Origin of the sequence: Pseudomonas sp. Irchel s3a18, assembly GCF_900187535.1 — a bacterium.
GTDB lineage: Bacteria > Pseudomonadota > Gammaproteobacteria > Pseudomonadales > Pseudomonadaceae > Aquipseudomonas.
Map to the genome: position 1 here is coordinate 1 of NZ_FYDV01000018.1, position 21,061 is coordinate 21,061.

Consider the following 21,061-nt stretch of genomic DNA (forward strand, 5'->3'; position numbering starts at 1 on the left):
GCGGCTACTCATCGAGGGCCGAGCGCTGTTGCCACAGCGCTCACCATGAGCCCGGATACATTAGCGCAAGCCAGCTTTACCGAAAACAGCCAAAGAGGTTGCAGGAGATGGGCTGACCATACATTTTGTTGGGCTCGATTCAGTGGAATGTTTAATCGTTCGGGGGCTGCCCGTACACCTTCTTAGCTTGATGTAAGCCTTGGCTTACTCTTTCGTAAGTGTTCGGTTTTTATGTTCGGTAGCAGTCGTCCGCAAGACTCTATTTAAGTTTCTAGTCTGTTGTTTTTAAAAGATATTTTTACAGTCTGGCAAGTTTCTATACGGAACGTTTGGCCATTACCTGTGATTGCTCTTGCCGAGGAACTCTCTAGTATCGGTCCTGTGTCGACGGACAGACACAGCCATCAAGGATGATGGTCAAGGAGCATCTCAAGGACGCGATTCATCAGGATGATGAAAAGGAATACAGGGAATAGGGAAAAAATGTGGGCGGGTCATACCGCCCCTTTTTTTTGCCTGTGAAAAAGTATCGAAACCCGGAAATGCAAAAAGGCCCGCAGGGGGCCTTTTCGAGGGTACCGTCAGGATCAGCGTTCGAGATCCTTGATCTTGCCTTTGACGCCATCCCACTCTTCGGCATCGGGCAGCGATTCTTTCTTTTCAGTGATGTTTGGCCAGATTTCGGCCAGCTCAACGTTCAACTGAATGAATTCCTGCATCTCTTCCGGGACTTCGTCTTCGGAGAAGATGGCCACGGCAGGGCATTCTGGCTCGCACAGGGCGCAGTCGATGCACTCATCCGGGTGAATCACCAGGAAGTTCGGGCCTTCGTAAAAGCAGTCCACCGGACAGACTTCTACGCAGTCGGTGTACTTGCACTTGATGCAGTTGTCGGTGACGACGAAGGTCATTTCTAATTCTCTCCTCAGGCGCGGCTTGCAGCGCCCCTTCACGGTGGGGTCGCCAGGTTTGGGAGCGATAGTCTGCAGACCAGGCTATGTGCCTGCAGCATCCCAAACCGCGCGAGATTCTATCAGCTTGCAAGCCTGTGCGTTAGATCAGTGTCTTTAGTGTATAGAGCATTTCGAGTGCTCGACGCGGCGTCATGTCATCCAGGCTGAGCTTGGCCAGTTCGTCGAGCACCGGATGGGGCAGGCTGGCGAACAGGTCGCTTTGCTGTGGTGCTGCCGGTTTGCCCTTGGCCGGTGTCGGCACTTCATGGGGCAGGCTGGTGGTTTCCAGGCGGCTCAAATGCTCACGTGCCCGTACGATGACCTCGGTTGGTACGCCGGCCAACTGCGCAACCGCCAGCCCGTAGCTCTGGCTGGCAGGCCCGGGCAGTACGTGGTGGAGGAACACGATGCGTTCGTTGTGCTCGGTGGCATTGAGGTGCACGTTGGCCACCAGCGGCTGGCTTTCCGGCAGTACCGTCAGCTCGAAGTAGTGCGTAGCGAACAGGGTATAGGCACGCAGTTGTGCCAGGCGTTCGGCTGCCGCCCAGGCCAGCGACAGGCCGTCGAAGGTGCTGGTGCCGCGGCCGACTTCGTCCATCAGCACCAGGCTGCGTTCGGTGGCATTGTGCAGGATGTTCGCGGTTTCGCTCATTTCGACCATGAAGGTCGAGCGCCCGCCCGCCAGGTCGTCGCTGGAGCCGATCCGGGTGAAGATGCGGTCCATCAGCGACAATTCGCAACTGGCGGCCGGTACGAAGCTGCCGATATGGGCCAGCAGTACGATCAGCGCGGTCTGGCGCATGTAGGTGGATTTACCGCCCATGTTCGGGCCGGTGATCACCAGCATTCGCGTGTTGTCATCCAGGCTCAGGTCGTTGGCCACGAACGGCGTGGTCAGCACCTGCTCGACCACCGGGTGACGACCCTGGCTGATGCGCATGCACGGCTCGCTGACGAATCGCGGGCAACTCAGATCCAGGTTCAAGGCGCGTTCGGCCAGGTTGCTCAGGACATCCAGTTCGGCCAGGGCGGCAGCGGTATCCTGCAGCGGTGGCAGTTGGCTGATCAAGTCTTCAAGCAGCGCTTCGTAGAGCATCTTCTCGCGAGCCAGTGCACGGCTCTTGGCCGACAGGGCCTTGTCTTCGAAGGCTTTGAGCTCAGGCGTGATGAAGCGCTCGGCACCCTTGAGGGTCTGGCGGCGGATATAGTCGGCAGGTGCCTGTTCCGCCTGCTTGCTCGGCAACTCGATGAAGTAGCCGTGAATCCGGTTGTAACCGACTTTAAGGTGTGACAGGCCGGTGCGGGCTTTCTCGCGGGCTTCGAGGTCGATCAGGAACTGGCCAGCGTTCTCGCTCAGTGATTGCAGCTCGTCGAGTTCGGTGTCGTAACCGGTCTTCAACACCCCCCCGTCACGGATGACGGCGGGCGGGTTGTCGACGATGGCTTTTTCCAGCAGGGCAGCCAGCTCGGGATAGGTGCTGGTGGTGACGGCCAACTGGTTCAGGTGCGGTGCTTCCAGCTCGCCCATCGCCACTTGCAGTTCCGGCAGGGCACCCAGCGCATCGCGCAAGCGCGCCAGGTCACGTGGGCGCGCATTGCGCAGGCCGATCCGCGCGAGGATCCGCTCGATGTCGCCGATCTCTTTCAATTGCGGTTGCAGTCGTTCGAAGCGATAGCCGTCGAGCAGGCACGTGATCGAGCTCTGGCGCGCCTGCAACACCTGCAGGTCGCGCAGCGGGCGGTTCAGCCAGCGGGTCAGCAAACGGCTGCCCATGGCGGTCTGGCAACGGTCGACCACCGATTGCAGGGTGTTGTCGCGGCCCCCGGCCAGGTTGGTGTCCAGCTCCAGGTTACGGCGGCTGGCACCGTCCAGTACCACGGTATCGTCCAGGCGTTCATGACGCAGGCTGCGCAAATGGGGCAGGGCGGTGCGCTGGGTTTCCTTGGCGTAGCTCAGCAGGCAGCCAGCAGCGCCGATGGCCAGGGTCAGGTTCTCGCAGCCAAAACCCTTGAGGTCTTGGGTGGAAAATTGCTGACAAAGGCTTTTCAGCGCCGAATCGCGCTCGAAATCCCACGGTGCACGACGACGAACGCCGCGACGCTTCTCCGCTGGCAGGTCTTTTGGCCAGTCGTCGGGAATCATCAGCTCGACCGGGTTGACCCGCTCCAGTTCCGCCAGCAGGTTTTCCCAGCCTTTGATTTCCAGCACGGTGAAGTTGCCGCTGGTGATGTCCAACACAGCCAGGCCAAACAGGCGCTCATCGCCGAGCACCGCGGCGATCAGGTTATCGCGGCGCTCGTCCAGCAGCGCCTCGTCGCTGACGGTGCCGGGGGTAATGATGCGCACCACCTGGCGTTCCACCGGACCTTTGCTGGTCGCCGGGTCGCCGACCTGCTCACAGATCACCACCGACTCACCGAGTTTGACCAGCTTCGCCAGGTAGCCTTCGGCGGCGTGGTATGGAATCCCGCACATCGGAATCGCCTGCCCGGCCGACTGCCCACGGGCGGTCAAGGTAATGTCCAGCAGCTTGGCGGCCTTCTTCGCGTCTTCGTAGAAGATCTCGTAGAAGTCACCCATGCGGTAGAACATCAACTGATCAGGGTGCTGGTTCTTCAGGCGCCAGTACTGCTGCATCATCGGGGTGTGGGAGGACAGATCGGAGAGTGCTTTATTCATCAGGTAATCAGGCGATTTCATTCAATGGGGTGGGGTAAAGGTGGGGCATCGGCCCGGCTTTACCGCGATGGGCGCAAGGTTACCATGGGCCGGTCCGGACGACCCAGGGATGAACGGTACGGGATGGTTTTCTGCCGCTGACGTGGCGCTTATGCAAATCAGCAATTGTCATCGTCGAACAGAACTCGCACTATGCGCATTATGCAAAAATGCAACGTTTCCACAGTCCTCAGAGCGCTGCTCGACCAGCACGGGATCTCCCCGACGGAGCTTCACCGTCGCACCGGCGTGCCTCAGTCCACCCTCTCGCGGATTCTCGGCGGCAAGATCGCGGATCCTTCGGATAAACACATCTCGAAGATTGCCGAGTACTTTCGCATGAGTACTGATCAGTTGCGCGGCCGTGCCGACCTGGCAGCGTTCACGGCGCCTGTTCGCGGCCCGGTGCATCCGGAACTCAAGGATATAAGCCTGTGGGATGACGACACGCCCGTTGATGACGACGAGGTGTCGGTGCCCTTTCTTCGCGAGGTTGAATTGGCTGCCGGTTCAGGAAGATTTGTCATTGAAGAAAGCGAGCGCGCCAGTCTGCGTTTCGGCAAGCGCAGCCTGCGCCACAACGGTGTGCAGTTTGACCAGGCCAAGTGCGTGACAGTACGCGGCAATAGCATGTTGCCGGTGCTGCGCGATGGCGCCACGGTCGGGGTGAATGCAGCGAAGTGCGCAATCGGCGACATTGTCGACGGTGACTTGTATGCTATTAACCATAACGGCCAACTGCGGGTGAAACAGCTCTATCGTCTGCCGACAGGGATTCGCCTGCGTAGCTTCAATCGTGATGAGCACCCGGACGAGGACTACAGCTTCCAGGAAGTCCAGGAAGAACAGATTGTCATCCTCGGGCACGTTTTCTGGTGGGGTATGTACGCCCGCTAACCTTCAGCGATCAGGTAGAGCCCGCCATACGGCGGGCATTTTTTTGCCTGCGGATATCAAAAGGTTTTGCCTATCGATGCTCTGATGCGGTTGTGCATATATTTGGTGTTTCAGAATGCATTGATGCATTGACTGTATATGCATACATGCATAGTCTGTATTCGAACACGCCAGCAAGATGTTGCTCGACCAGGGAAAGGCAGGTTCATGGCGATTTTTCCACTCGGGAGTAGTGAGATGACAAACGAACAGCAAGCATTGCTGGAAATTCCTGTCTGGCTTGTCATTGCCCTCACTCTGCTGGGTGGCGTGTCGGGCGAAATGTGGCGCGCCGACAAGGCGGGCGCTCGCGGCTGGCCACTGTTTCGACGCCTGCTCCTGCGCTCCGGCTCCAGCATGATCTGCGGCGTCTCGATCGTCATGCTGCTGTATGCCGCCAACCTTTCGGCCTGGACGGCGGGGGCTCTGGGTTGCCTGACGGCCATGGCCGGTGCCGATGTGGCCATCGGGCTTTACGAGCGTTGGGCGGCCAAGCGTATCGGTGTGGCTGAACCGGCAGCGCATCACGACCCTTCGGACCCGCAGTAGAGCGGTGCCGACCTACTCACAATTTGATCCAGCCTGCGTCTTGCAAGCGCAATCCGCTCGTGTACGGTAGCGCTCATGCCCGCCTGATTTAAGGAGAGAGTCGTGAACGAAATCACCCAGCTTGCCGCGGAACTTGGGCGACGCCTACAGGTTCTCAATGCCCACGTCAGCACCGCCGAGTCTTGTACCGGTGGCGGTATCGCCGAAGCGATCACCCGGATTGCCGGCAGTTCGGCGTGGTTCGAGGCCGGCTATGTCACGTATTCCAATCGCCAGAAGACCCAGCTACTGAAAGTGCCGGCCGAGTTGTTCGTCCAGGTCGGGGCGGTCAGCCGCGAGGTGGTCGAAGCCATGGTCCGGGGCGCGCAGCGCAACAGTCAGGCGCGTTTCGTCGTGGCGGTCAGCGGTATTGCCGGGCCGGACGGCGGCTCGCCGAACAAGCCGGTGGGCACTGTCTGGCTGGCCTGGGGCATTGGCGAGGCGGTTTTCAGCGAGTGCCGGCACTTCCCGGGTAACCGCGATGAGGTTCGCCGACAAACGGTGAAGGCCGCGCTAGAGGGGTTGCTACAGCATGCCGACGCAGAAATCTCAAATCAGGGGTAGGCGATCCACAAACGCTGTGGAATAATACTGTCTACTTATACAGGTGTTGGCCGTCAGGCCTTATTGATTACGTGAGGACTTTAATGGACGACAACAAGAAGAAAGCCTTGGCTGCGGCCCTGGGTCAGATCGAACGTCAATTCGGCAAGGGTGCCGTAATGCGTATGGGCGATCAGGACCGTCAGGCGATCCCGGCTATTTCCACAGGCTCTCTGGGTCTGGACATCGCGCTCGGCATTGGCGGTCTGCCAAAAGGCCGTATCGTTGAAATCTACGGTCCTGAATCCTCCGGTAAAACCACACTGACACTGTCCGTGATCGCCCAGGCTCAAAAAGCCGGCGCGACCTGCGCATTCGTCGACGCCGAGCACGCACTGGATCCGGAATACGCCGGCAAGCTGGGGGTTAACGTCGATGACCTGCTGGTTTCCCAGCCAGATACCGGCGAGCAAGCCCTGGAAATCACCGACATGCTGGTGCGTTCCAACGCGGTTGACGTGATCATCGTCGACTCCGTGGCAGCTTTGGTGCCAAAGGCTGAAATCGAAGGTGAAATGGGTGACATGCACGTGGGCCTGCAAGCCCGACTGATGTCCCAGGCACTGCGTAAAATCACCGGTAACATCAAGAACGCCAACTGCCTGGTGATCTTCATCAACCAGATCCGGATGAAGATCGGCGTGATGTTCGGCAGCCCGGAAACCACCACCGGTGGTAACGCGCTGAAGTTCTACGCCTCGGTTCGCCTGGACATCCGCCGTACCGGCGCGGTGAAGGAAGGCGACGAAGTGGTGGGCAGTGAAACCCGCGTCAAGGTCGTCAAGAACAAGGTGGCTTCGCCGTTCCGTCAGGCCGAGTTCCAGATCCTTTACGGCAAGGGTATCTACCTCAACGGCGAGATGATCGACCTGGGTGTGCTGCACGGCTTCGTTGAGAAATCCGGTGCCTGGTATGCCTATAACGGCAGCAAGATCGGTCAGGGCAAGGCCAACTCGGCCAAGTTCCTGCAGGACAACCCGGACATCGCCGCCACTCTCGAGAAGCAGATTCGCGACAAGCTGCTGACGCCGGCAGGCGACACCAAGGCTTCTCCGGTCAAAGAGACCGAAGCTGACCTGGCTGATGCTGATATCTGATTGATCCAATGACCGCCGTACTCGATACCCTCGTCGCGGTGCGGCGAACCGCAATGGACCTGCTCGCGCGTCGCGAGCACGGTCGAGTCGAGCTGACGCGTAAACTGCGTCAGCGCGGCGCTCCAGATGAAATGATCGAAACAGCCCTCGATCGCCTGACGGAAGAGGGGCTGCTGTCCGAATCCCGTTACCTCGAAAGCTTCGTTTCCTACCGTGCCCGTTCCGGCTATGGCCCTCTGCGTATTCGCGAAGAGCTCAGCCAGCGTGGTTTGCAGCGTGCCGATATCGAACTCGCCCTGCGCGAGAGCGGAATCAGCTGGCAAGAGCGCCTGGAAGAGACCTGGCGGCGCAAGTTCGCCGGGCATTTACCGACAGATGCCCGCGAGCGTGCCAAGCAGGGGCGCTTTCTCGCCTACCGTGGTTATTCCATGGAGATGATCGGCCGCTTGTTCAGCGGCCGGGGAATGGAAGACTAAAGAAGCCCGACTATGCCAATAGTCGGGTTTTTTTATGTCACCTTGCTCGGCTCCCGTTTGCGCTTTGGCGTAGCCGGCTGAGGCGTGGCCCAGTTTTCCGGCAGGTTGATGTAGTCGACCAGTTCACGCAGGCGTCCGTGATCACGGGCGCTGAAGGTGAATGCCAGGCGCGCCAGGTGGCTGAATTGAGCCTCGTCATGCTCCTCGCCGCTGTAGGCATGCTGGTGAAAGTGATCGTTCAGGCACAGGTCGGCAAACGCCTCCTGCATGTGCTCAAGTGCCCGTTCGTTGAGCGGGTGATTCATGCGGATCACAAACTGGTGTTTCAGCCAGCGGCTGGAGTGGAAGTTGCTGTAGAACTGGTTGATTTGCGTCACGGCCTCCTCGGCGGTGTACACCAGTCGAATCAGCTTCAGGTCGTTTGGCAGGATGTAGCGGTTGGCCTCCAGTTGATTGCGAATGAAGTCCAGCGCCCCTTCCCAGAACGTGCCGCCGGGTGCATCCAGCAACACCACCGGCACCAGGGGGCTTTTGCCGGTCTGGATCAGGGTCAGGACTTCGAGGGCTTCGTCCAGGGTGCCGAAACCGCCCGGGCACAGCACCAGTGCATCGGCTTCTTTGACGAAGAACAACTTGCGGGTAAAGAAAAAGTGAAAGGACAGCAGGTTTGCCGTGCCGCCGACGGTCGGATTCGCATGCTGCTCGAATGGCAGGGTGATATTGAATCCGAGGCTGTGATCCCTGCCCGCACCTTCGTGGGCGGCGGCCATGATGCCGCCACCGGCACCGGTAATGACCATCAGGTTCGATTGCGCGAGTTTTTCCCCCAGCTCCCGGGCCTGGGCATACAGCGGGTGTTCGACCGGTGTTCGTGCCGAGCCGAAAACGGTCACCTTGCGTCGCCCCTTGAACTGCTCCAGTACGCGAAAGGCATGTTCCAGTTCGCGAAGGGCTTGCAGGGTGATCTTGGCATTCCAGCGATTATGGTCCTCTTGGGCCATGCGCAGGACCGTTAATATCATGTCGCGATAAATCGGAATATTCGGACTGTTGGGTGAAAGCTGGTTGAGTTGTTCTTCGATCTTGCTGGTGAGATCGACGCCGTTGCTTTGGAAATGACGTATCAGAAGGTCATTCGGTTGGTAAGGCATTCAACTTCTCCTTCTACACAGAACCTCGGCCCGAACGAGCAGTTCGTTTGAGCCGCGACACGGCTTGTGTCGCTGTCAGCCTGTAAAAAAGGTTGGGCGCTAAACCCGACCCGACAGGCTAGCAAGGGTAATCGGGTCATCCAGACGGGTTCTGTCTATCCCTTGGATGAAAGAAATGTTCGCACGACAGACTCTGCAGGGCAGCCCCTTTTCTGCCTTGGGCGTTGAGTATCAACCTATATGAATCTAGACCTTTGCAGTGAATTGCGCTGACTTGATCATGGGCTTCAAAAGTCGGTGCTGGCAATAGCGGGTTAGCGCTTTGTCATTGGCATTCGCCGCCGGTCAGGCGCTGCGCCGGATGGTCTGGGCTCTGATTTACTCAGCAACAGACACAGCAAGGTCGCCATGCGTCCGGACCCCGGAACAAGGCATCAGGAATCGTGGGGTGCGATACCCATGCAGGGAGGCAGGTCATGACCCAAGTCATTCTAGAGATCGACACGCCATTGTATCGATTGCTGAAGTCGGCGGCCGACGAGCATCGCGTCAGCCTCGAAGAGGAATGTCGTCGGCGTCTGCAGGGTAATGAACAGTGTTCGCCGTACTTGCAGGCGCTGCTGGCAGAGTTGCGAGCCGCTGATGAGCAGCGGCGCGCCGGCTCGCGGTGATTACTTTTTCTTCTGTGCAGGCTGGGCAGGGCAGTCCGATTCCTGGAATCTGGCCGAGGCCACAGGACGGTTGGTTTTGTTCTCGGTGAACTCGTACCGCATGATTGCGCCCTTGGCCATCAGCTTGCGGTAGTTGGGGTTGCGGCAGACACTGGCACCCAGTTGCAGATAAACCGCCTTCGGATTGGCGCGCATCTGCTCGGCGTAACCGGCTTGTACGCTCAGATGGTCAATCAGTTCCTTGCCCTCGACCGTATAGCCTTGGTCGAGAATGTTGTCACTGACCTCGCGCGGTAGTCCGACGTTGCTTTCCTGGGCGACCTTTTGCAGCATTTTGTTCAGGTCGTAGTCCTGCTTGGACGCCGCCTGGGCATTGAGGGGCAGGGCCAGCAACAGGGCAGCGGTGGGAACGATAAGGCGCAGCATGAAACTCTCCTGATTCAGTGACTGGTGCTTCGACCCGTCACGGGGCTGAGCGTTCAGTGGCGGCGAATTATAGGGGGCTGCGGGCGGGCGGTACAGGTTTGCGCAGGTGGCTCTGGTAAACTGCCACGACTTTATTGCCCTGCCGAGCGCTTTTTGTGTCGAATCAATCCCCTTTGCATCGAAGCCTGCCATGAGCCATGCCGTTTCCCGTTTGCGCGCCCAGCGTCTGGCTCGCGCCGTCAAACCCTTTGTGGCGCGCGGCTCGCGGGCTGAGCGTTGCGCCGGTTGCCGAGTGATCCCCAGCCATTGCATGTGCGCCTGGCGCCCGAAAGTGGCGGCGAAGTCGGCCATGTGTCTGGTGATGCACGATGTCGAGCCCTTGAAGCCGAGCAATACTGGCTGGCTGATTGCGGATGTGATCAGCGAGACCAGTGCTTTTCCCTGGTCGCGTACCGAGGTCGAGCCGGGCCTGCTGGCGTTGATCGCGGACCCACAGTGGCAGCCGTACATCGTGTTCCCGGGGGAGTTCGTTGCCCCGGAACGGGTGGTGTCCGAGGTCAAGCTGCAGGAGGGCAAGCGCCCACTGTTTATTCTGCTGGACGCGACCTGGAGCGAGGCGCGCAAGATGTTTCGCAAGAGTCCGTATCTGGAACACTTACCGGTCCTGAGTCTCGCCCCCGAGCAGCTGTCGCGCTACAAGCTGCGCCGCTCCAAGCGTGACGACCATTTCTGCACCGCGGAAGTCGCGGCGTTGTGCCTGGAACTGGCCGATGATCAAGTGGCCAGCGAAGTGTTGGACGCCTACCTGGACGTTTTCAGCACCCACTACCTGTCAGCCAAGTTCCAGCTTCCCATCGATCCGCAAGACGAAACCCACAGCCGTCTCAAGCCGTACCTGTAACTCTCACGCCCTGGCCAGCGCCGGTTTTTTTGGCCAGAGCTGGGCCATCAGCATGCCGGCCAGCATCAGTGCACAACCGATGTAGCCGCGTGGTTGCAGTTGTTCATCCAGCAGCCAGGCGCCGGCAATGGCGGCAAACACGGCCTCCATGGAAAAAATGATCGCCGCGTGCGAGGCGATCGCGTCCTTTTATGCGATCACCTGCAGGGTATAGCCGATACCAACCGCAATCAGGCCGCCATACAAGATGGCCGGACCAGCCGCGATGATTGCGCTGAGGTCAAAGGTCTCCAGGCACAACGCCAGGATCAGGCTGACCACCGCGCACGTCGCGAACTGCACAAACGCCAGGCGAATAGGGTCGTGGCGGCTGGCGAACACGCCGACCAGCACCACATGTCCGCCCCAGACAAATGCCCCGATCAGTTGCAACCAATCGCCGGAAGCCACCTGGAACTGATCGCCAACGCTGAGCAGGAACATCCCCAGGACTGCCAGGATCGCCCCGAGCCAGGTGCCGAGGCCGGTCTTATGACCAATCAGCAGGCCCAGCAGAGGCACCACGATGACGTAGAGCCCGGTGATGAAACCGGCGTTGGTCACGCTGGTAAACAGCAGGCCGACTTGTTGCAGGTTGATTCCCAGGGCCAGGGCCAGGCCCATCAGGCCGCCACCGATCAACAGGCCCCGGGTCAGGAAGGGCTCGGCCTTGGCCTGGTGCCGGGGGCCACGCAAGACCAGGGGGAGCAGGCACAGCGAACCCAGCGCAAAGCGCAGGCCGGAATAGAGAAAAGGACCGATGTGATCCATACCGGAGGTTTGTGCGACAAATCCCGACCCCCAGATCATGGCGGTAATCAGCATCAGGACATCGGCACGCAGGGCTTTGGTCTGCATGATGGCACTCTTATTAGTTAGCCAGCTAAGATGCCGCAAAGGATGCGGCTTGACCACCCCGGCTTCGCTGGGCATCCTTGGCGCCGATTGGGGTGCGGCCGAAGATTGAAACGCCGGTTTCATGGGCTCTTGGCGTTGAACGTGCCCTGTTGGTGCCGCTGATTGGCGGTGCCTTGAGTTGCTTTGGTGAGGCTTGAATGCATCAGGCCTGCCATGAAAAACAGGATCATTTGAAAAATGGCCACATACGAAATCCTGATTGCCGATGACCACCCCCTCTTTCGCAGCGCACTGCATCAGGCGGTAACCCTGGGCCTTGGCCCCGACGTGCGCCTGGTGGAAGTGGCAAGCATTGCCGAACTGGAAACCCGCCTGACTGAAAAGGCCGATTGGGACCTGGTACTGCTGGACCTGAACATGCCTGGCGCGTACGGGTTTTCCGGACTGGTGCTGTTGCGCGGGCAGTACCCGCAGATTCCGGTGGTGATGGTCTCGGCGCAGGAAGAAGCGTCGATCATGGTCAAGTCCCGTGAGTTTGGCGCCAGCGGTTTCATCCCTAAATCCAGTTCACTGGAAGTGATCCAGCAGGCCGTGCGTGCCGTACTCGATGGCGATGTTTTCTGGCCGCCACAGGCGTTCGAAGAGGTCAGTGTGTCGGCTGAGGCCAAGGCGGCCAGTGAAGGCCTGGCGAGCTTGACCCCGCAGCAGTTCCGCGTACTGACCATGGTCTGCGAAGGGTTGCTGAACAAGCAGATTGCCTACGAGCTGAATGTTTCGGAAGCTACCATCAAGGCGCACGTGACGGCGATCTTCCGCAAGCTGGGTGTGCGCACCCGGACTCAGGCGGCGTTGCTCCTGCAACAACTTGAGTCAATTTCGAACCTGTAACGGCTCTACATTCACGCTTTTTTGACTTTTGTTGATCTAGCTTTTCCATTCCTATTTGTTCAGTTGCCTACTCTTATGTCACCTTTCAAAGGTCAAACCGGTCTCAAACGCATCCTCAACGCTTCCGGCTACTCCCTGGACGGCCTGCGTGCAGCTTTTACGGGCGAAGCGGCTTTTCGTCAGCTGGTGTTGCTCAACGTCATCCTGATTCCGCTGACCTTCTTCCTGGATGTCAGCCGCGTCGAACAGGCGCTGCTGATTGCCGTCTGCCTGCTGGCGTTGATCGTGGAGCTGCTCAACTCCGCCGTGGAAGCGGCCATCGACCGGATTTCCCTCGAGCTGCACCCGCTGTCGAAGAACGCCAAGGACATGGGCAGCGCCGCTCAGTTCGTGGCCCTGAGCATGATTGCGCTGGTGTGGGCAGTCATTCTGATCTGAGCCTTCAGGCAATGGTCGGCAGTACGATCTCGTCGCTGCGCTGAACCCCGGCGGTGAAGGCGCGGCACAGGTCGAGGAACTCGCGCATGGCCGAGGTCTGATACTTCTGTTTGTGCCAGATGAAGTAAAACTGCCGCGCCAGGTCGAGGTCCGGGGTTTCGACGGCCACCAGGCTGCCACGGCGGAAGGCGTCACGCAGCGCAAGTCGGGAAATGCAGCCTATCCCCAGGCCCGACTCGACCGCGCGCTTGATGGCTTCGGTGTGTTCCAGTTCCAGGCGGATGTTCAGCGTGCTGCGGTGGTGGCGCATGGCCTGGTCAAAGGTCAGGCGCGTGCCGGAGCCTTGCTCCCGAAGGATCCACGCCTCATGAGTGAGCTCCTCCATGCTTGCCTGGCCACGGCTCGCCAGCGGATGTTGCGGGGCACAAAACACCACTAGCTCATCCTCGACCCAGCTCTGCACTTCGATGTCCGGGTGGCTGCAGTCGCCTTCGATTAGACCCAGATCAATTTCATAGTGCGCAACCTGTTGCACGATATGAGCCGTGTTCTGTACATGCAGCTTCACTTGGCTTTCCGGATGACGCTGCATGAAGCCGCCGATCAGGAGGGTGGCCAGGTAATTGCCGATGGTCAGCGTGGCGCCGACCGCCAGTGAGCCGAAACCGGACTTGCCGTTGAGCAGGTCTTCGATTTCCTTGGCCTGGTCGAGCATGGCCACCGCTTGCGGCAAGAGCTGCTTGCCCAAGGCGTTGAGGCTCAGGCGTTTGCCGGCGCGATCGAACAACTGGCAGCTCGACTGGCGCTCAAGTTCGGTGATGGAGGTGCTGGCCGCTGATTGCGAGAGGTTGAGCAGGCCCGCAGCACGGGACACACTCTCTTGCTGAGCGACGGCGACGAAGACTTGAAGTTGACGTAGAGTAAATCGCATATCGATATAACCGATAACCCTTATCTTAATAATCCATTTAACAGATATTGTCGCCGCCATTAGAATGCGATGCAATTGCGCACTGCATCGGCGCAGGCAAAATCTCCAGGAGTCCCACGTACATGAGCAACATGAACCACGAGCGTGTCCTCAGTGTTCACCACTGGAACGACACTCTGTTCAGCTTCAAGTGCACCCGCGATCCGGGCCTGCGCTTCGAGAACGGTCAGTTCGTGATGATCGGCCTGCAACAGCCCAACGGCCGCCCGCTTATGCGTGCTTACTCCATTGCCAGCCCGAACTGGGAAGAGCATCTGGAGTTCTTCAGCATCAAGGTGCCTGATGGCCCGTTGACTTCCCAGTTGCAGCATCTGAAGGAAGGCGATGAGATCATCATCAGCAAGAAACCGACCGGCACCCTGGTGCTGGACGATCTGAAGCCGGGTAAACACCTGTACCTGCTCAGCACCGGTACTGGCCTTGCGCCGTTCATGAGCGTCATCCAGGACCCGGAAACCTACGAGCGTTTCGAAAAAGTGATCCTGTGCCACGGCGTACGTTACGTCAACGAAGTCGCTTACCGCGAATTCATCACCGAGCACCTGCCGCAGAACGAGTTCTTCGGCGAGTCGCTGCGTGACAAGTTGATCTACTACCCGACCGTGACCCGCGAGCCGTTCGAGAACGAAGGCCGCCTGACCGACCTGATGCGCAGCGGCAAGCTGTTCAGCGACATCGGCCTGCCGCCGATCAACCCTGAAGACGACCGCGCCATGCTGTGCGGCAGCCCGAGCATGCTCGACGAAACCAGCGAAGTGCTCAACAGCTTCGGCCTGAAGGTTTCGCCACGGATGCGCGAGCCAGGCGACTACCTGATCGAGCGTGCGTTCGTCGAGAAGTAAGCGGTTGTTCCAGTGACGCAGAGCGTCACTGGATGCATGTCCAAGCAAAAGCCCGCGTTGCCTGACAAGGCTGCGCGGGCTTTTTCGTTGCTGGGGATCAGGCGCTGGCGGGGATGACCTCAAGGACCCGAATCGAGTCCGGCGTCGGGTAGTGCCAGCGCACGTCCAGGTCCCAGAACTGTGCACCGTACTCGCGCTCGGGCGTCGGGGTCTGGTAGGCCGGGCGCGGATCCTGGGCCAGGCACTGCTCGATCAGCTCCACCAAGGGTTCTTCAAGGCGCTGAGCGTGCGTATGAGCCTGTTGCAGTGCGCTCTCGGCCCACTGCACCGCAATCAACTGCGGCGCCGCGCTGGCGATCGCATTGGAGGCCTCAGGAATGATGTCGGCGTAGGGCACGTAGGGCTTGATATCGATGACCGGTGTGCCATCCAGCAGGTCGATGCCGGAGATCCACAGGCGATTGCCTTCAACCTTGTCCAGCTTGACCACCGATTGACCGATGCCATTGGGGCGATGGGTCGCACGGGTGGCGAATACACCCATGGATTTGTTGCCACCCAGGCGCGGCGGGCGGACTTTGAGTCGTGGCTTGTCTTCCAGTGCCTGGTGAAACAGAAACAGCAGCCAGACATGACTGACCTGTTCCAGGCCCTGCACGGCATCGCCCTGATCGAACGGTGCCACCAACTCCAGAATGCCGCGGGCGGCCGGGGCCAGTTGCGGTTGACGGGGGATGGCGAACTTCTCCTTGAAGCAGGAGCGCACGAAGCCGATGGGGGAAACGCTGTAGGTCATTACTGAAGCCTCAAGTTACAAGCTGCAAGCGACAAGCCTTGACTTGTAGCTTGCAGCTTGTCGCTGTCTTACGCTCTGACGCGCAACGTCAGACCCTTGAGGAAGTTACGCAGCAACTGGTCGCCGCACGTGCGGTAGTTGGTGTGGCCGAACTTGCGGAACAGCGCACTCAATTCAGGCTTGGACACCGGGAACTCGGCCGCCTTGAGGATGGCGTGCATGTCGTCTTCTTTCAGTTCGAAAGCCACGCGTAGCTTCTTCAGGATGATGTTGTTGGTCACCGGCAGCTCGATGGGCTGCGGCGGACGGCTTTCGTCCTTGCCGCGCTTGAAGATCACCAGGCCATCGAGGAAGTGCGCCATGACGTCGTCCGGGCAGCGTACGAAGCCTTCCTCGTCTTCCTCTTTCTTATCGAGGTACGTCACCAGGTCTTCCATGGTCACGTCCATGCCGCCGAGCTTGATGATCTCGATGACTTTCTTGTCACTGATGTCGAGCATGTAGCGCACGCTGCGCAGTACGTCGTTATGAATCATGGTGTGCAATCCTGATATTCAGCAGTGGGCGCCGCACAAAACTGCGGTGCCGAAATGTATGGCGGCGTGAAAAGTCTTAGAACTTCTCTTTGCCGGACAGGTAGCGCCATTGCCCCAACGGCACTTTGCCGATGGACACGCCGCCGATGCGGATACGGCGGATGGCGACGACCTTCAGGCCGACGGCCTGGCAGAACAGGGCAATCACGCCCGGTTGTGGGTTCTTCATCGCAAAGCGCAGGCGGTTTTCGTTCTGCCAGCTGGCTTTGACCGCTGGCAGTTCCTTGCCCTTGTAGGTCAGGCCGTGGTTCAAGCGGTTGAGGCCGTGAGCCACCATGTCGCCTTCAACCTCGACCACATACTCTTGCTCGATCTTGTTGGAATCGGCAGTGAGTTTGCGCAGGATCTTCCAGTCCTGGGTGAACACCAGCAAACCGCTGGCATTGGCCTGCAGGTCGGTACTGGCGGTCAGCCGCAGGAAGTGGCCCTTGAGCGGACGTTTGCCGTAGCGGTGCTCTTCGCTCAGAGTTTCGGCGCTGATCGTCGCCATGGCGGTGTCCGCATCCATGCCCACGGGAACGTTCAGCAGGATGGTCACCGGCTCCGGCGCGGTGGCCTTGGCTTCTGGATCGAGCTCGACTTTCTGGTTGTCGACCTTGAACTGGGGCTCGTCGATGACTTCGCCGTCCACGGTGACCCAGCCGCCCTCAATGAACAGCTCAGCCTCCCGACGGGAGCAGCCGACGAGCTCGATGAGGCGTTTGGAGAGGCGAATGGGGTCAGTCATGACAAGGCCGTAACAAAAAGGGGGCAGGCATTGTACCTGCCTCGCGCCGGTTAATCGCGGGTCCATTTGCCTCGTGTGGCTTTTAGCCGCGCAGGGCCTGCTGCTGAGGCTGTTTAAAACGCATGTGCAGCAAGGGATAGGGCTGCCCCATGCCGTCGACTTCCGAGCGTCCGATGACTTCAAAGCCCTGTTTCAAATAGAAGCCGAGGGCTTGCGGGTTCTGTTCGTTGACGTCCAGTTCATCGGCGTTGAGGTGCTCCAGGGCATAGCGCAGCAGTTGTTTGCCCAGGCCTTCGCCGCGGTGTTCGGGGGCAATGAACAGCATCTCGATCTTGCCCGCGGCCACGCCGGCGAACCCGGTGATGCGCTGATGCTTGTCACGGGTGCAAATCAGCATCACGGCGTCCAGGTAGCAGGTCAGCACCAGGGTTCTCAAGCGCTCGATGTAAGGGTCCGGCAAAAAATCATGGGTGGCGCGTACCGACGCCTCCCAGACCCGGGTGAGTTCTTCGTAGTCGCTGTGTTTCGGCGTGTGGATGACCGAATGATGGCGCATGCCCGCCTGCCCCTTGTGGTGAGTGAGTTCCCTGAACCAAACAATAGTCGTAAAAAAGCCCCGCATCTCGTCTGGAGAGCGGGGCTTTGCGTATTTTTTACGATTAGATCTGTTCAGCCCACAGATCGTACTCGTCGGCGTCGGTCACCTTGCACCAGACCTTGTCGCCTGGCTTGAGGTTGCTGCCGTTGTCGATGAACACGTTACCGTCGATTTCCGGGGCATCGAAGAAGCAGCGGCCAACGGCGCCTTGCTCGTCGACTTCATCGACCAGCACTTCGATCTCGCGGCCAATGCGCATTTGCAGGCGCGCCGAGCTGATGGCCTGCTGGTGCGCCATGAAGCGGTCCCAGCGGTCTTGCTTGACGTCGTCCGGCACGATGTCCAGGTTCAGGTCGTTGGCTGGAGCGCCTTCAACCGGCGAGTACTGGAAGCAGCCGACGCGGTCGAGCTGGGCTTCGGTCAGCCAGTTCAGCAGGTACTGGAAGTCTTCTTCGGTTTCGCCCGGGAAGCCGACGATGAAGGTCGAGCGGATGATCAGGTCCGGGCAGATTTCGCGCCAGTTCTTGATGCGCGCCAGGGTCTTGTCTTCGAAGGCCGGGCGTTTCATGGCCTTGAGCACTTTCGGGCTGGCGTGCTGGAACGGGATGTCCAGGTACGGCAGGATCTTGCCGGCGGCCATCAGCGGAATCAGTTCGTCAACGTGCGGGTACGGGTAGACGTAGTGCAGGCGAACCCAGACACCGAGGGTGCTCAGGGCTTCGCACAGCTCGGTCATGCGGGTTTTCACCGGCGCGCCGTTCCAGAAACCGGTGCGGTACTTGACGTCAACACCATAGGCGCTGGTGTCCTGGGAGATCACCAGCAGTTCCTTGACGCCGGACTTGACCAGGCGCTGGGCTTCGTCGAGCACGTCGCCCACCGGGCGGCTGACCAGTTTGCCGCGCATCGACGGGATGATGCAGAAGCTGCAGCTGTGGTTGCAGCCTTCGGAGATCTTCAGGTAGGCATAGTGGCGCGGTGTCAGCTTGATGCCTTGCGGCGGCACCAGGTCGATCAGCGGGTTGTGGTCCTGGCGTGGCGGCACGACTTCGTGGACGGCGTTGACCACTTGTTCGTACTGCTGCGGGCCGGTGACGGCCAGTACGCTTGGGTGCACGTCGCGAATGTTGCCTTCTTCGACGCCCATGCAGCCGGTCACGATGACCTTGCCGTTTTCCTTGATGGCTTCGCCGATCACTTCCAGGGACTCGGCCTTGGCCGAGTCGATGAAGCCGCAGGTGTTGACCACCACGACATCAGCGTCCTGATAGGTGGACACGACGTCATAGCCTTCCATGCGCAGTTGGGTAAGGATGCGCTCGGAGTCGACGAGCGCTTTCGGGCAACCCAGGGATACGAAGCCAACCTTGGGATTGGCTGACGCAGGAGTGGTGGACATGTCTAACCTCGGTGTTATGTGACGCCTCCAGCCGAAGACGGTAAGGCGACAGATGGGCGCTTAGCGTCCTGTCTCGTGAATACGCCGTTTTTTGACGAATGACTGTTGTTGCCAGGCAAGGCAGCATGGCGGCAACCGTCTTTTGTCAAGAAGTCAGCAGTGATTCGCGAGACAGGACGCCTGCCTCTGATCAAAAAGTGCGCAATTCTAGCGATGGTCAGCGCGCTTGACCAGCTTTATGCAGGGAAATACGACGAGTGCTGCGCTATGCTTCGCGCCGTTACACCCAAGTGTATTTTGTTCGTCAATGAATCGTCTGTATCAACAGGTAAAACAGCGCAGGCTGCACATCAGTCTGTACCGGTTTGTACAGCGCAGGCGCACGATCTGCGCCGTGCTTTGAATGAAGCCCCGGTCTTGGTGGGCAGGAGTGGTTGATGGGGCAGGCAAGTAGTCAGGCGGTGAGCACGGAGCATTCCGGGGTAGCAAAACCCTTGGGGATGCTGGTGGCGGCGGTCGGGGTGGTGTATGGCGATATCGGTACCAGCCCGCTTTATACCCTTAAAGAGGTGTTTGCCGGTCATTATGGGGTGCCGGTCAATCACGATGGCGTGTTCGGGATTCTCGCACTGATTTTCTGGTCGCTGGTGTGGGTCGTTTCGATCAAGTACGTGCTGTTCATCCTGCGCGCCGATAACCAGGGCGAGGGCGGGATCATGGCACTGACGGCACTGGCGCGACGTGCAGCCTCTCCCTATCCGAAGCTGCGCACGGTGTTGGTCATCCTCGGGTTGATCGGCGCAGCGCTGTTCTACGGGGACAGCATGATCACCCCGGCGATCTCCGTACTCTCTGCGGTGGAAGGGCTGGAGCTGGCATTTGACGGGCTGGAGCGCTGGGTCGTGCCATTGGCGCTGATTGTGCTGGTGGGGTTATTCCTGATTCAGAAACACGGCACTGATCGCATCGGCAAACTGTTCGGCCCGGTGATGGTGTTGTGGTTTGTGGTGCTGGGCGTGTTGGGCATCAACGGCATTTCTCAGCATCCCGAAGTACTCCATGCATTGAACCCGGTCTGGGGTGTGCGCTTCTTCATCGTTCACCCGGGTATGGGGGTGGCGATCCTCGGTGCGGTAGTGCTGGCTCTGACGGGAGCGGAAGCGCTGTATGCCGACATGGGCCACTTTGGGCGCAAGCCGATTGCCCGCGCCTGGTTCGCGTTGGTGCTGCCGGCCCTGGTGCTCAACTACTTTGGCCAAGGCGCACTGCTGCTTGAGAATCCGGAGGCCGCGCGTAACCCGTTCTACCTGTTGGCGCCAAGCTGGGCGCTGGTACCGTTGGTCGTTCTGGCGACCCTGGCGACGGTGATTGCCTCCCAGGCAGTGATCTCTGGCGCATTCTCCCTGACGCGTCAGGCGATCCAGCTTGGCTACATCCCGCGCATGTACATTCAGCACACCTCGAGTGCCGAACAGGGGCAGATTTACATCGGCGCTGTGAACTGGGCGTTGATGGTCGGCGTGATTCTGCTGGTGCTCGGTTTCGAGTCGTCCGGCGCGCTGGCGTCGGCCTACGGCGTTGCAGTGACCGGAACCATGCTGATCACCAGTATTCTGGTATCGGCGGTGATGTTGCTGCTGTGGAAATGGTCACCGATTCTTACCGTGCCGATTCTGCTGGGTTTCCTGTTGGTGGACGGCCTGTTCTTCGCCGCTAACGTGCCCAAGATCTTGCAGGGTGGTGCATTCCCGGTATTGGCGGGGATTGTGCTATTCGTGCTGATGACCACCTGGAAGCGCGGTAAGGAGCTATTGGTGGATCGAATGGATGAGGGCGGGCTGCCACTGCCGATTTTCATCAGCAGTATTCGCGTGCAGCCGCCGCATCGGGTTCAGGGTACCGCCGTGTTTCTCACCGCCCGCCCGGATGCGGTACCTCATGCCTTGCTGCACAACCTGCTGCACAACCAGGTGTTGCACGAGCAGGTAGTGCTACTGACGGTGGTCTACGAAGACATTCCACGGGTGCCGGTGCAACGCCGCTTTGAGGTGGATGCCTATGGTGAAGGCTTCTTCCGGGTGATCCTGCACTTCGGTTTCATCGATGAGCCGGACGTGCCGCAGGCCCTGAAACTGTGCCATCTCGAGGCGCTGGATTTCAGTCCGATGCGCACTACCTATTTTCTCAGTCGCGAGACGGTCATCACCTCCAAACTGGTGGGAATGGCCCGTTGGCGTGAGGTGTTGTTCGCCTTCATGCTGAAAAACGCCAACGGCAACCTGCGCTTCTTCAAACTGCCGCTGAATCGGGTGATTGAGCTGGGCACTCAGGTCGAGATGTAAGCCATGTGAAAAGCCCCCCGTTACCT

Annotated in this window: 23 protein-coding genes and 1 pseudogene; 12 read left to right on the forward strand and 12 right to left on the reverse strand. The window is 59.5% G+C overall.

The window, feature by feature from the left end; all coding sequences use genetic code 11:
* Positions 1-587: 587 nt before the first annotated feature.
* A complete protein-coding gene (gene fdxA, locus CKW29_RS20755; protein ID WP_007908827.1) occupies positions 588-911 on the reverse strand; it encodes a ferredoxin FdxA in 324 nt (107 codons plus the stop codon).
* A gap of 142 nt (positions 912-1,053) precedes the next feature.
* On the reverse strand, positions 1,054-3,633 hold the full coding sequence (mutS, locus tag CKW29_RS20760) for a DNA mismatch repair protein MutS (protein WP_095146748.1): 2,580 nt from the start codon (positions 3,631-3,633) through the stop codon (positions 1,054-1,056).
* A 192-nt stretch (positions 3,634-3,825) separates the two neighbouring features.
* On the opposite strand from mutS, the gene CKW29_RS20765 reads away from it, so the two are divergent.
* From CKW29_RS20765 to recX, 5 genes are all read left to right on the forward strand, one after another.
* A complete protein-coding gene (locus CKW29_RS20765) occupies positions 3,826-4,569 on the forward strand; it encodes an XRE family transcriptional regulator (RefSeq protein WP_095149020.1) in 744 nt (247 codons plus the stop codon).
* Between the two features lie 237 nt (positions 4,570-4,806).
* Complete coding sequence (locus CKW29_RS20770; protein ID WP_095149021.1) at positions 4,807-5,157, forward strand: phage holin family protein; 351 nt, start codon at positions 4,807-4,809, stop codon at positions 5,155-5,157.
* A 102-nt stretch (positions 5,158-5,259) separates the two neighbouring features.
* Positions 5,260-5,760 (forward strand): CinA family protein, encoded by a 501-nt coding sequence (locus tag CKW29_RS20775; RefSeq protein WP_095146751.1) that lies wholly within the window; start codon positions 5,260-5,262, stop codon positions 5,758-5,760.
* 83 nt (positions 5,761-5,843) lie between these two features.
* Positions 5,844-6,896, forward strand: coding sequence for a recombinase RecA (recA, locus tag CKW29_RS20780; RefSeq protein WP_095146752.1), 1,053 nt, complete (start codon positions 5,844-5,846; stop codon positions 6,894-6,896).
* Between the two features lie 8 nt (positions 6,897-6,904).
* A complete protein-coding gene (gene recX / locus CKW29_RS20785) occupies positions 6,905-7,372 on the forward strand; it encodes a recombination regulator RecX (protein WP_095146753.1) in 468 nt (155 codons plus the stop codon).
* A 32-nt stretch (positions 7,373-7,404) separates the two neighbouring features.
* Here recX and CKW29_RS20790 read toward each other — a convergent pair whose 3' ends face one another.
* On the reverse strand, positions 7,405-8,523 hold the full coding sequence (locus CKW29_RS20790) for an LOG family protein (RefSeq protein ID WP_095146754.1): 1,119 nt from the start codon (positions 8,521-8,523) through the stop codon (positions 7,405-7,407).
* Positions 8,524-8,999: 476 nt separating this feature from the next.
* On the opposite strand from CKW29_RS20790, the gene CKW29_RS20795 reads away from it, so the two are divergent.
* Positions 9,000-9,194 (forward strand): hypothetical protein, encoded by a 195-nt coding sequence (locus CKW29_RS20795; RefSeq protein ID WP_095149022.1) that lies wholly within the window; start codon positions 9,000-9,002, stop codon positions 9,192-9,194.
* On the opposite strand, the gene CKW29_RS20800 is transcribed toward CKW29_RS20795, so the two are convergent.
* Entirely contained in the window at positions 9,195-9,620 is a 426-nt protein-coding gene (locus tag CKW29_RS20800) for a PA3611 family quorum-sensing-regulated virulence factor (protein ID WP_095149023.1), read from the reverse strand.
* A 190-nt stretch (positions 9,621-9,810) separates the two neighbouring features.
* Between CKW29_RS20800 and CKW29_RS20805 the strand changes: the two genes are divergently transcribed.
* Positions 9,811-10,521: a tRNA-uridine aminocarboxypropyltransferase gene (locus CKW29_RS20805; RefSeq protein ID WP_095149024.1), complete on the forward strand. Its 711-nt coding sequence runs from the start codon at positions 9,811-9,813 to the stop codon at positions 10,519-10,521.
* Between the two features lie 3 nt (positions 10,522-10,524).
* On the opposite strand, the pseudogene CKW29_RS20810 reads toward CKW29_RS20805, so the two are convergent.
* Together CKW29_RS20810 and CKW29_RS26140 are read right to left on the reverse strand one after the other, a co-directional pair.
* Positions 10,525-11,418, reverse strand: a pseudogene (locus CKW29_RS20810) (DMT family transporter).
* Between the two features lie 119 nt (positions 11,419-11,537).
* Positions 11,538-11,663, reverse strand: a complete 126-nt coding sequence (locus tag CKW29_RS26140; protein ID WP_256577910.1) for a hypothetical protein — start codon at positions 11,661-11,663, stop codon at positions 11,538-11,540.
* Between CKW29_RS26140 and erdR the strand changes: the two genes are divergently transcribed.
* Both erdR and CKW29_RS20820 read left to right on the forward strand, forming a co-directional pair.
* The gene (gene erdR, locus CKW29_RS20815) at positions 11,656-12,306 is read left to right on the forward strand and encodes a response regulator transcription factor ErdR (protein ID WP_095077444.1); all 651 of its coding nucleotides are present in this window, start codon (positions 11,656-11,658) and stop codon (positions 12,304-12,306) included. The genes CKW29_RS26140 and erdR overlap by 8 nt on opposite strands.
* 75 nt (positions 12,307-12,381) lie before the next feature.
* Positions 12,382-12,744: a diacylglycerol kinase gene (locus CKW29_RS20820; protein WP_095077443.1), complete on the forward strand. Its 363-nt coding sequence runs from the start codon at positions 12,382-12,384 to the stop codon at positions 12,742-12,744.
* Positions 12,745-12,748: 4 nt separating this feature from the next.
* Here the strand turns inward: CKW29_RS20820 and CKW29_RS20825 are convergent, their stop codons facing one another.
* On the reverse strand, positions 12,749-13,675 hold the full coding sequence (locus tag CKW29_RS20825) for a LysR family transcriptional regulator (protein WP_095077442.1): 927 nt from the start codon (positions 13,673-13,675) through the stop codon (positions 12,749-12,751).
* A gap of 122 nt (positions 13,676-13,797) precedes the next feature.
* Between CKW29_RS20825 and fpr the strand changes: the two genes are divergently transcribed.
* On the forward strand, positions 13,798-14,577 hold the full coding sequence (gene fpr, locus CKW29_RS20830) for a ferredoxin-NADP reductase (RefSeq protein ID WP_095146759.1): 780 nt from the start codon (positions 13,798-13,800) through the stop codon (positions 14,575-14,577).
* A gap of 97 nt (positions 14,578-14,674) precedes the next feature.
* Here the strand turns inward: fpr and tsaA are convergent, their stop codons facing one another.
* From tsaA to rimO, 5 genes are all read right to left on the reverse strand, one after another.
* Positions 14,675-15,373, reverse strand: a complete 699-nt coding sequence (gene tsaA, locus CKW29_RS20835; protein WP_095146760.1) for a tRNA (N6-threonylcarbamoyladenosine(37)-N6)-methyltransferase TrmO — start codon at positions 15,371-15,373, stop codon at positions 14,675-14,677.
* A gap of 68 nt (positions 15,374-15,441) precedes the next feature.
* Positions 15,442-15,909: a DUF1456 family protein gene (locus tag CKW29_RS20840; RefSeq protein ID WP_095077439.1), complete on the reverse strand. Its 468-nt coding sequence runs from the start codon at positions 15,907-15,909 to the stop codon at positions 15,442-15,444.
* Positions 15,910-15,985: 76 nt separating this feature from the next.
* Complete coding sequence (locus CKW29_RS20845; RefSeq protein ID WP_095146761.1) at positions 15,986-16,696, reverse strand: rRNA pseudouridine synthase; 711 nt, start codon at positions 16,694-16,696, stop codon at positions 15,986-15,988.
* A gap of 82 nt (positions 16,697-16,778) precedes the next feature.
* Positions 16,779-17,252 carry a GNAT family N-acetyltransferase gene (locus tag CKW29_RS20850; protein ID WP_095146762.1) on the reverse strand — a complete coding sequence of 158 codons (474 nt, stop codon included), beginning with the start codon at positions 17,250-17,252 and terminating at the stop codon, positions 16,779-16,781.
* Positions 17,253-17,355: 103 nt separating this feature from the next.
* Positions 17,356-18,693 carry a 30S ribosomal protein S12 methylthiotransferase RimO gene (gene rimO, locus CKW29_RS20855; RefSeq protein WP_095146763.1) on the reverse strand — a complete coding sequence of 446 codons (1,338 nt, stop codon included), beginning with the start codon at positions 18,691-18,693 and terminating at the stop codon, positions 17,356-17,358.
* Positions 18,694-18,798: 105 nt separating this feature from the next.
* On the opposite strand from rimO, the gene CKW29_RS20860 reads away from it, so the two are divergent.
* On the forward strand, positions 18,799-19,131 hold the full coding sequence (locus tag CKW29_RS20860) for a hypothetical protein (RefSeq protein ID WP_143496889.1): 333 nt from the start codon (positions 18,799-18,801) through the stop codon (positions 19,129-19,131).
* Positions 19,132-19,193: 62 nt separating this feature from the next.
* The gene (locus CKW29_RS20865) at positions 19,194-21,035 is read left to right on the forward strand and encodes a potassium transporter Kup (protein WP_371850663.1); all 1,842 of its coding nucleotides are present in this window, start codon (positions 19,194-19,196) and stop codon (positions 21,033-21,035) included.
* Positions 21,036-21,061: the final 26 nt, after the last annotated feature.

Excerpts from the sequence above, each read along its gene's own strand:
- fdxA (WP_007908827.1), bottom strand. The coding sequence starts at position 911 with ATGACCTTCGTCGTCACCGACAACTGCATCAAGTGCAAGTACACCGAC.
- mutS (WP_095146748.1), bottom strand. The coding sequence starts at position 3,633 with ATGAATAAAGCACTCTCCGATCTGTCCTCCCACACCCCGATGATGCAG.
- CKW29_RS20765 (WP_095149020.1), top strand. The coding sequence starts at position 3,826 with ATGCGCATTATGCAAAAATGCAACGTTTCCACAGTCCTCAGAGCGCTG.
- CKW29_RS20770 (WP_095149021.1), top strand. The coding sequence starts at position 4,807 with ATGACAAACGAACAGCAAGCATTGCTGGAAATTCCTGTCTGGCTTGTC.
- recA (WP_095146752.1), top strand. The coding sequence starts at position 5,844 with ATGGACGACAACAAGAAGAAAGCCTTGGCTGCGGCCCTGGGTCAGATC.
- recX (WP_095146753.1), top strand. The coding sequence starts at position 6,905 with ATGACCGCCGTACTCGATACCCTCGTCGCGGTGCGGCGAACCGCAATG.
- CKW29_RS20790 (WP_095146754.1), bottom strand. The coding sequence starts at position 8,523 with ATGCCTTACCAACCGAATGACCTTCTGATACGTCATTTCCAAAGCAAC.
- CKW29_RS20795 (WP_095149022.1), top strand. The coding sequence starts at position 9,000 with ATGACCCAAGTCATTCTAGAGATCGACACGCCATTGTATCGATTGCTG.
- CKW29_RS20800 (WP_095149023.1), bottom strand. The coding sequence starts at position 9,620 with ATGCTGCGCCTTATCGTTCCCACCGCTGCCCTGTTGCTGGCCCTGCCC.
- CKW29_RS20805 (WP_095149024.1), top strand. The coding sequence starts at position 9,811 with ATGAGCCATGCCGTTTCCCGTTTGCGCGCCCAGCGTCTGGCTCGCGCC.
- erdR (WP_095077444.1), top strand. The coding sequence starts at position 11,656 with ATGGCCACATACGAAATCCTGATTGCCGATGACCACCCCCTCTTTCGC.
- CKW29_RS20820 (WP_095077443.1), top strand. The coding sequence starts at position 12,382 with ATGTCACCTTTCAAAGGTCAAACCGGTCTCAAACGCATCCTCAACGCT.
- CKW29_RS20825 (WP_095077442.1), bottom strand. The coding sequence starts at position 13,675 with ATGCGATTTACTCTACGTCAACTTCAAGTCTTCGTCGCCGTCGCTCAG.
- fpr (WP_095146759.1), top strand. The coding sequence starts at position 13,798 with ATGAGCAACATGAACCACGAGCGTGTCCTCAGTGTTCACCACTGGAAC.
- tsaA (WP_095146760.1), bottom strand. The coding sequence starts at position 15,373 with ATGACCTACAGCGTTTCCCCCATCGGCTTCGTGCGCTCCTGCTTCAAG.
- CKW29_RS20840 (WP_095077439.1), bottom strand. The coding sequence starts at position 15,909 with ATGATTCATAACGACGTACTGCGCAGCGTGCGCTACATGCTCGACATC.
- CKW29_RS20845 (WP_095146761.1), bottom strand. The coding sequence starts at position 16,696 with ATGACTGACCCCATTCGCCTCTCCAAACGCCTCATCGAGCTCGTCGGC.
- CKW29_RS20850 (WP_095146762.1), bottom strand. The coding sequence starts at position 17,252 with ATGCGCCATCATTCGGTCATCCACACGCCGAAACACAGCGACTACGAA.
- rimO (WP_095146763.1), bottom strand. The coding sequence starts at position 18,693 with ATGTCCACCACTCCTGCGTCAGCCAATCCCAAGGTTGGCTTCGTATCC.
- CKW29_RS20865 (WP_371850663.1), top strand. The coding sequence starts at position 19,194 with ATGCTGGTGGCGGCGGTCGGGGTGGTGTATGGCGATATCGGTACCAGC.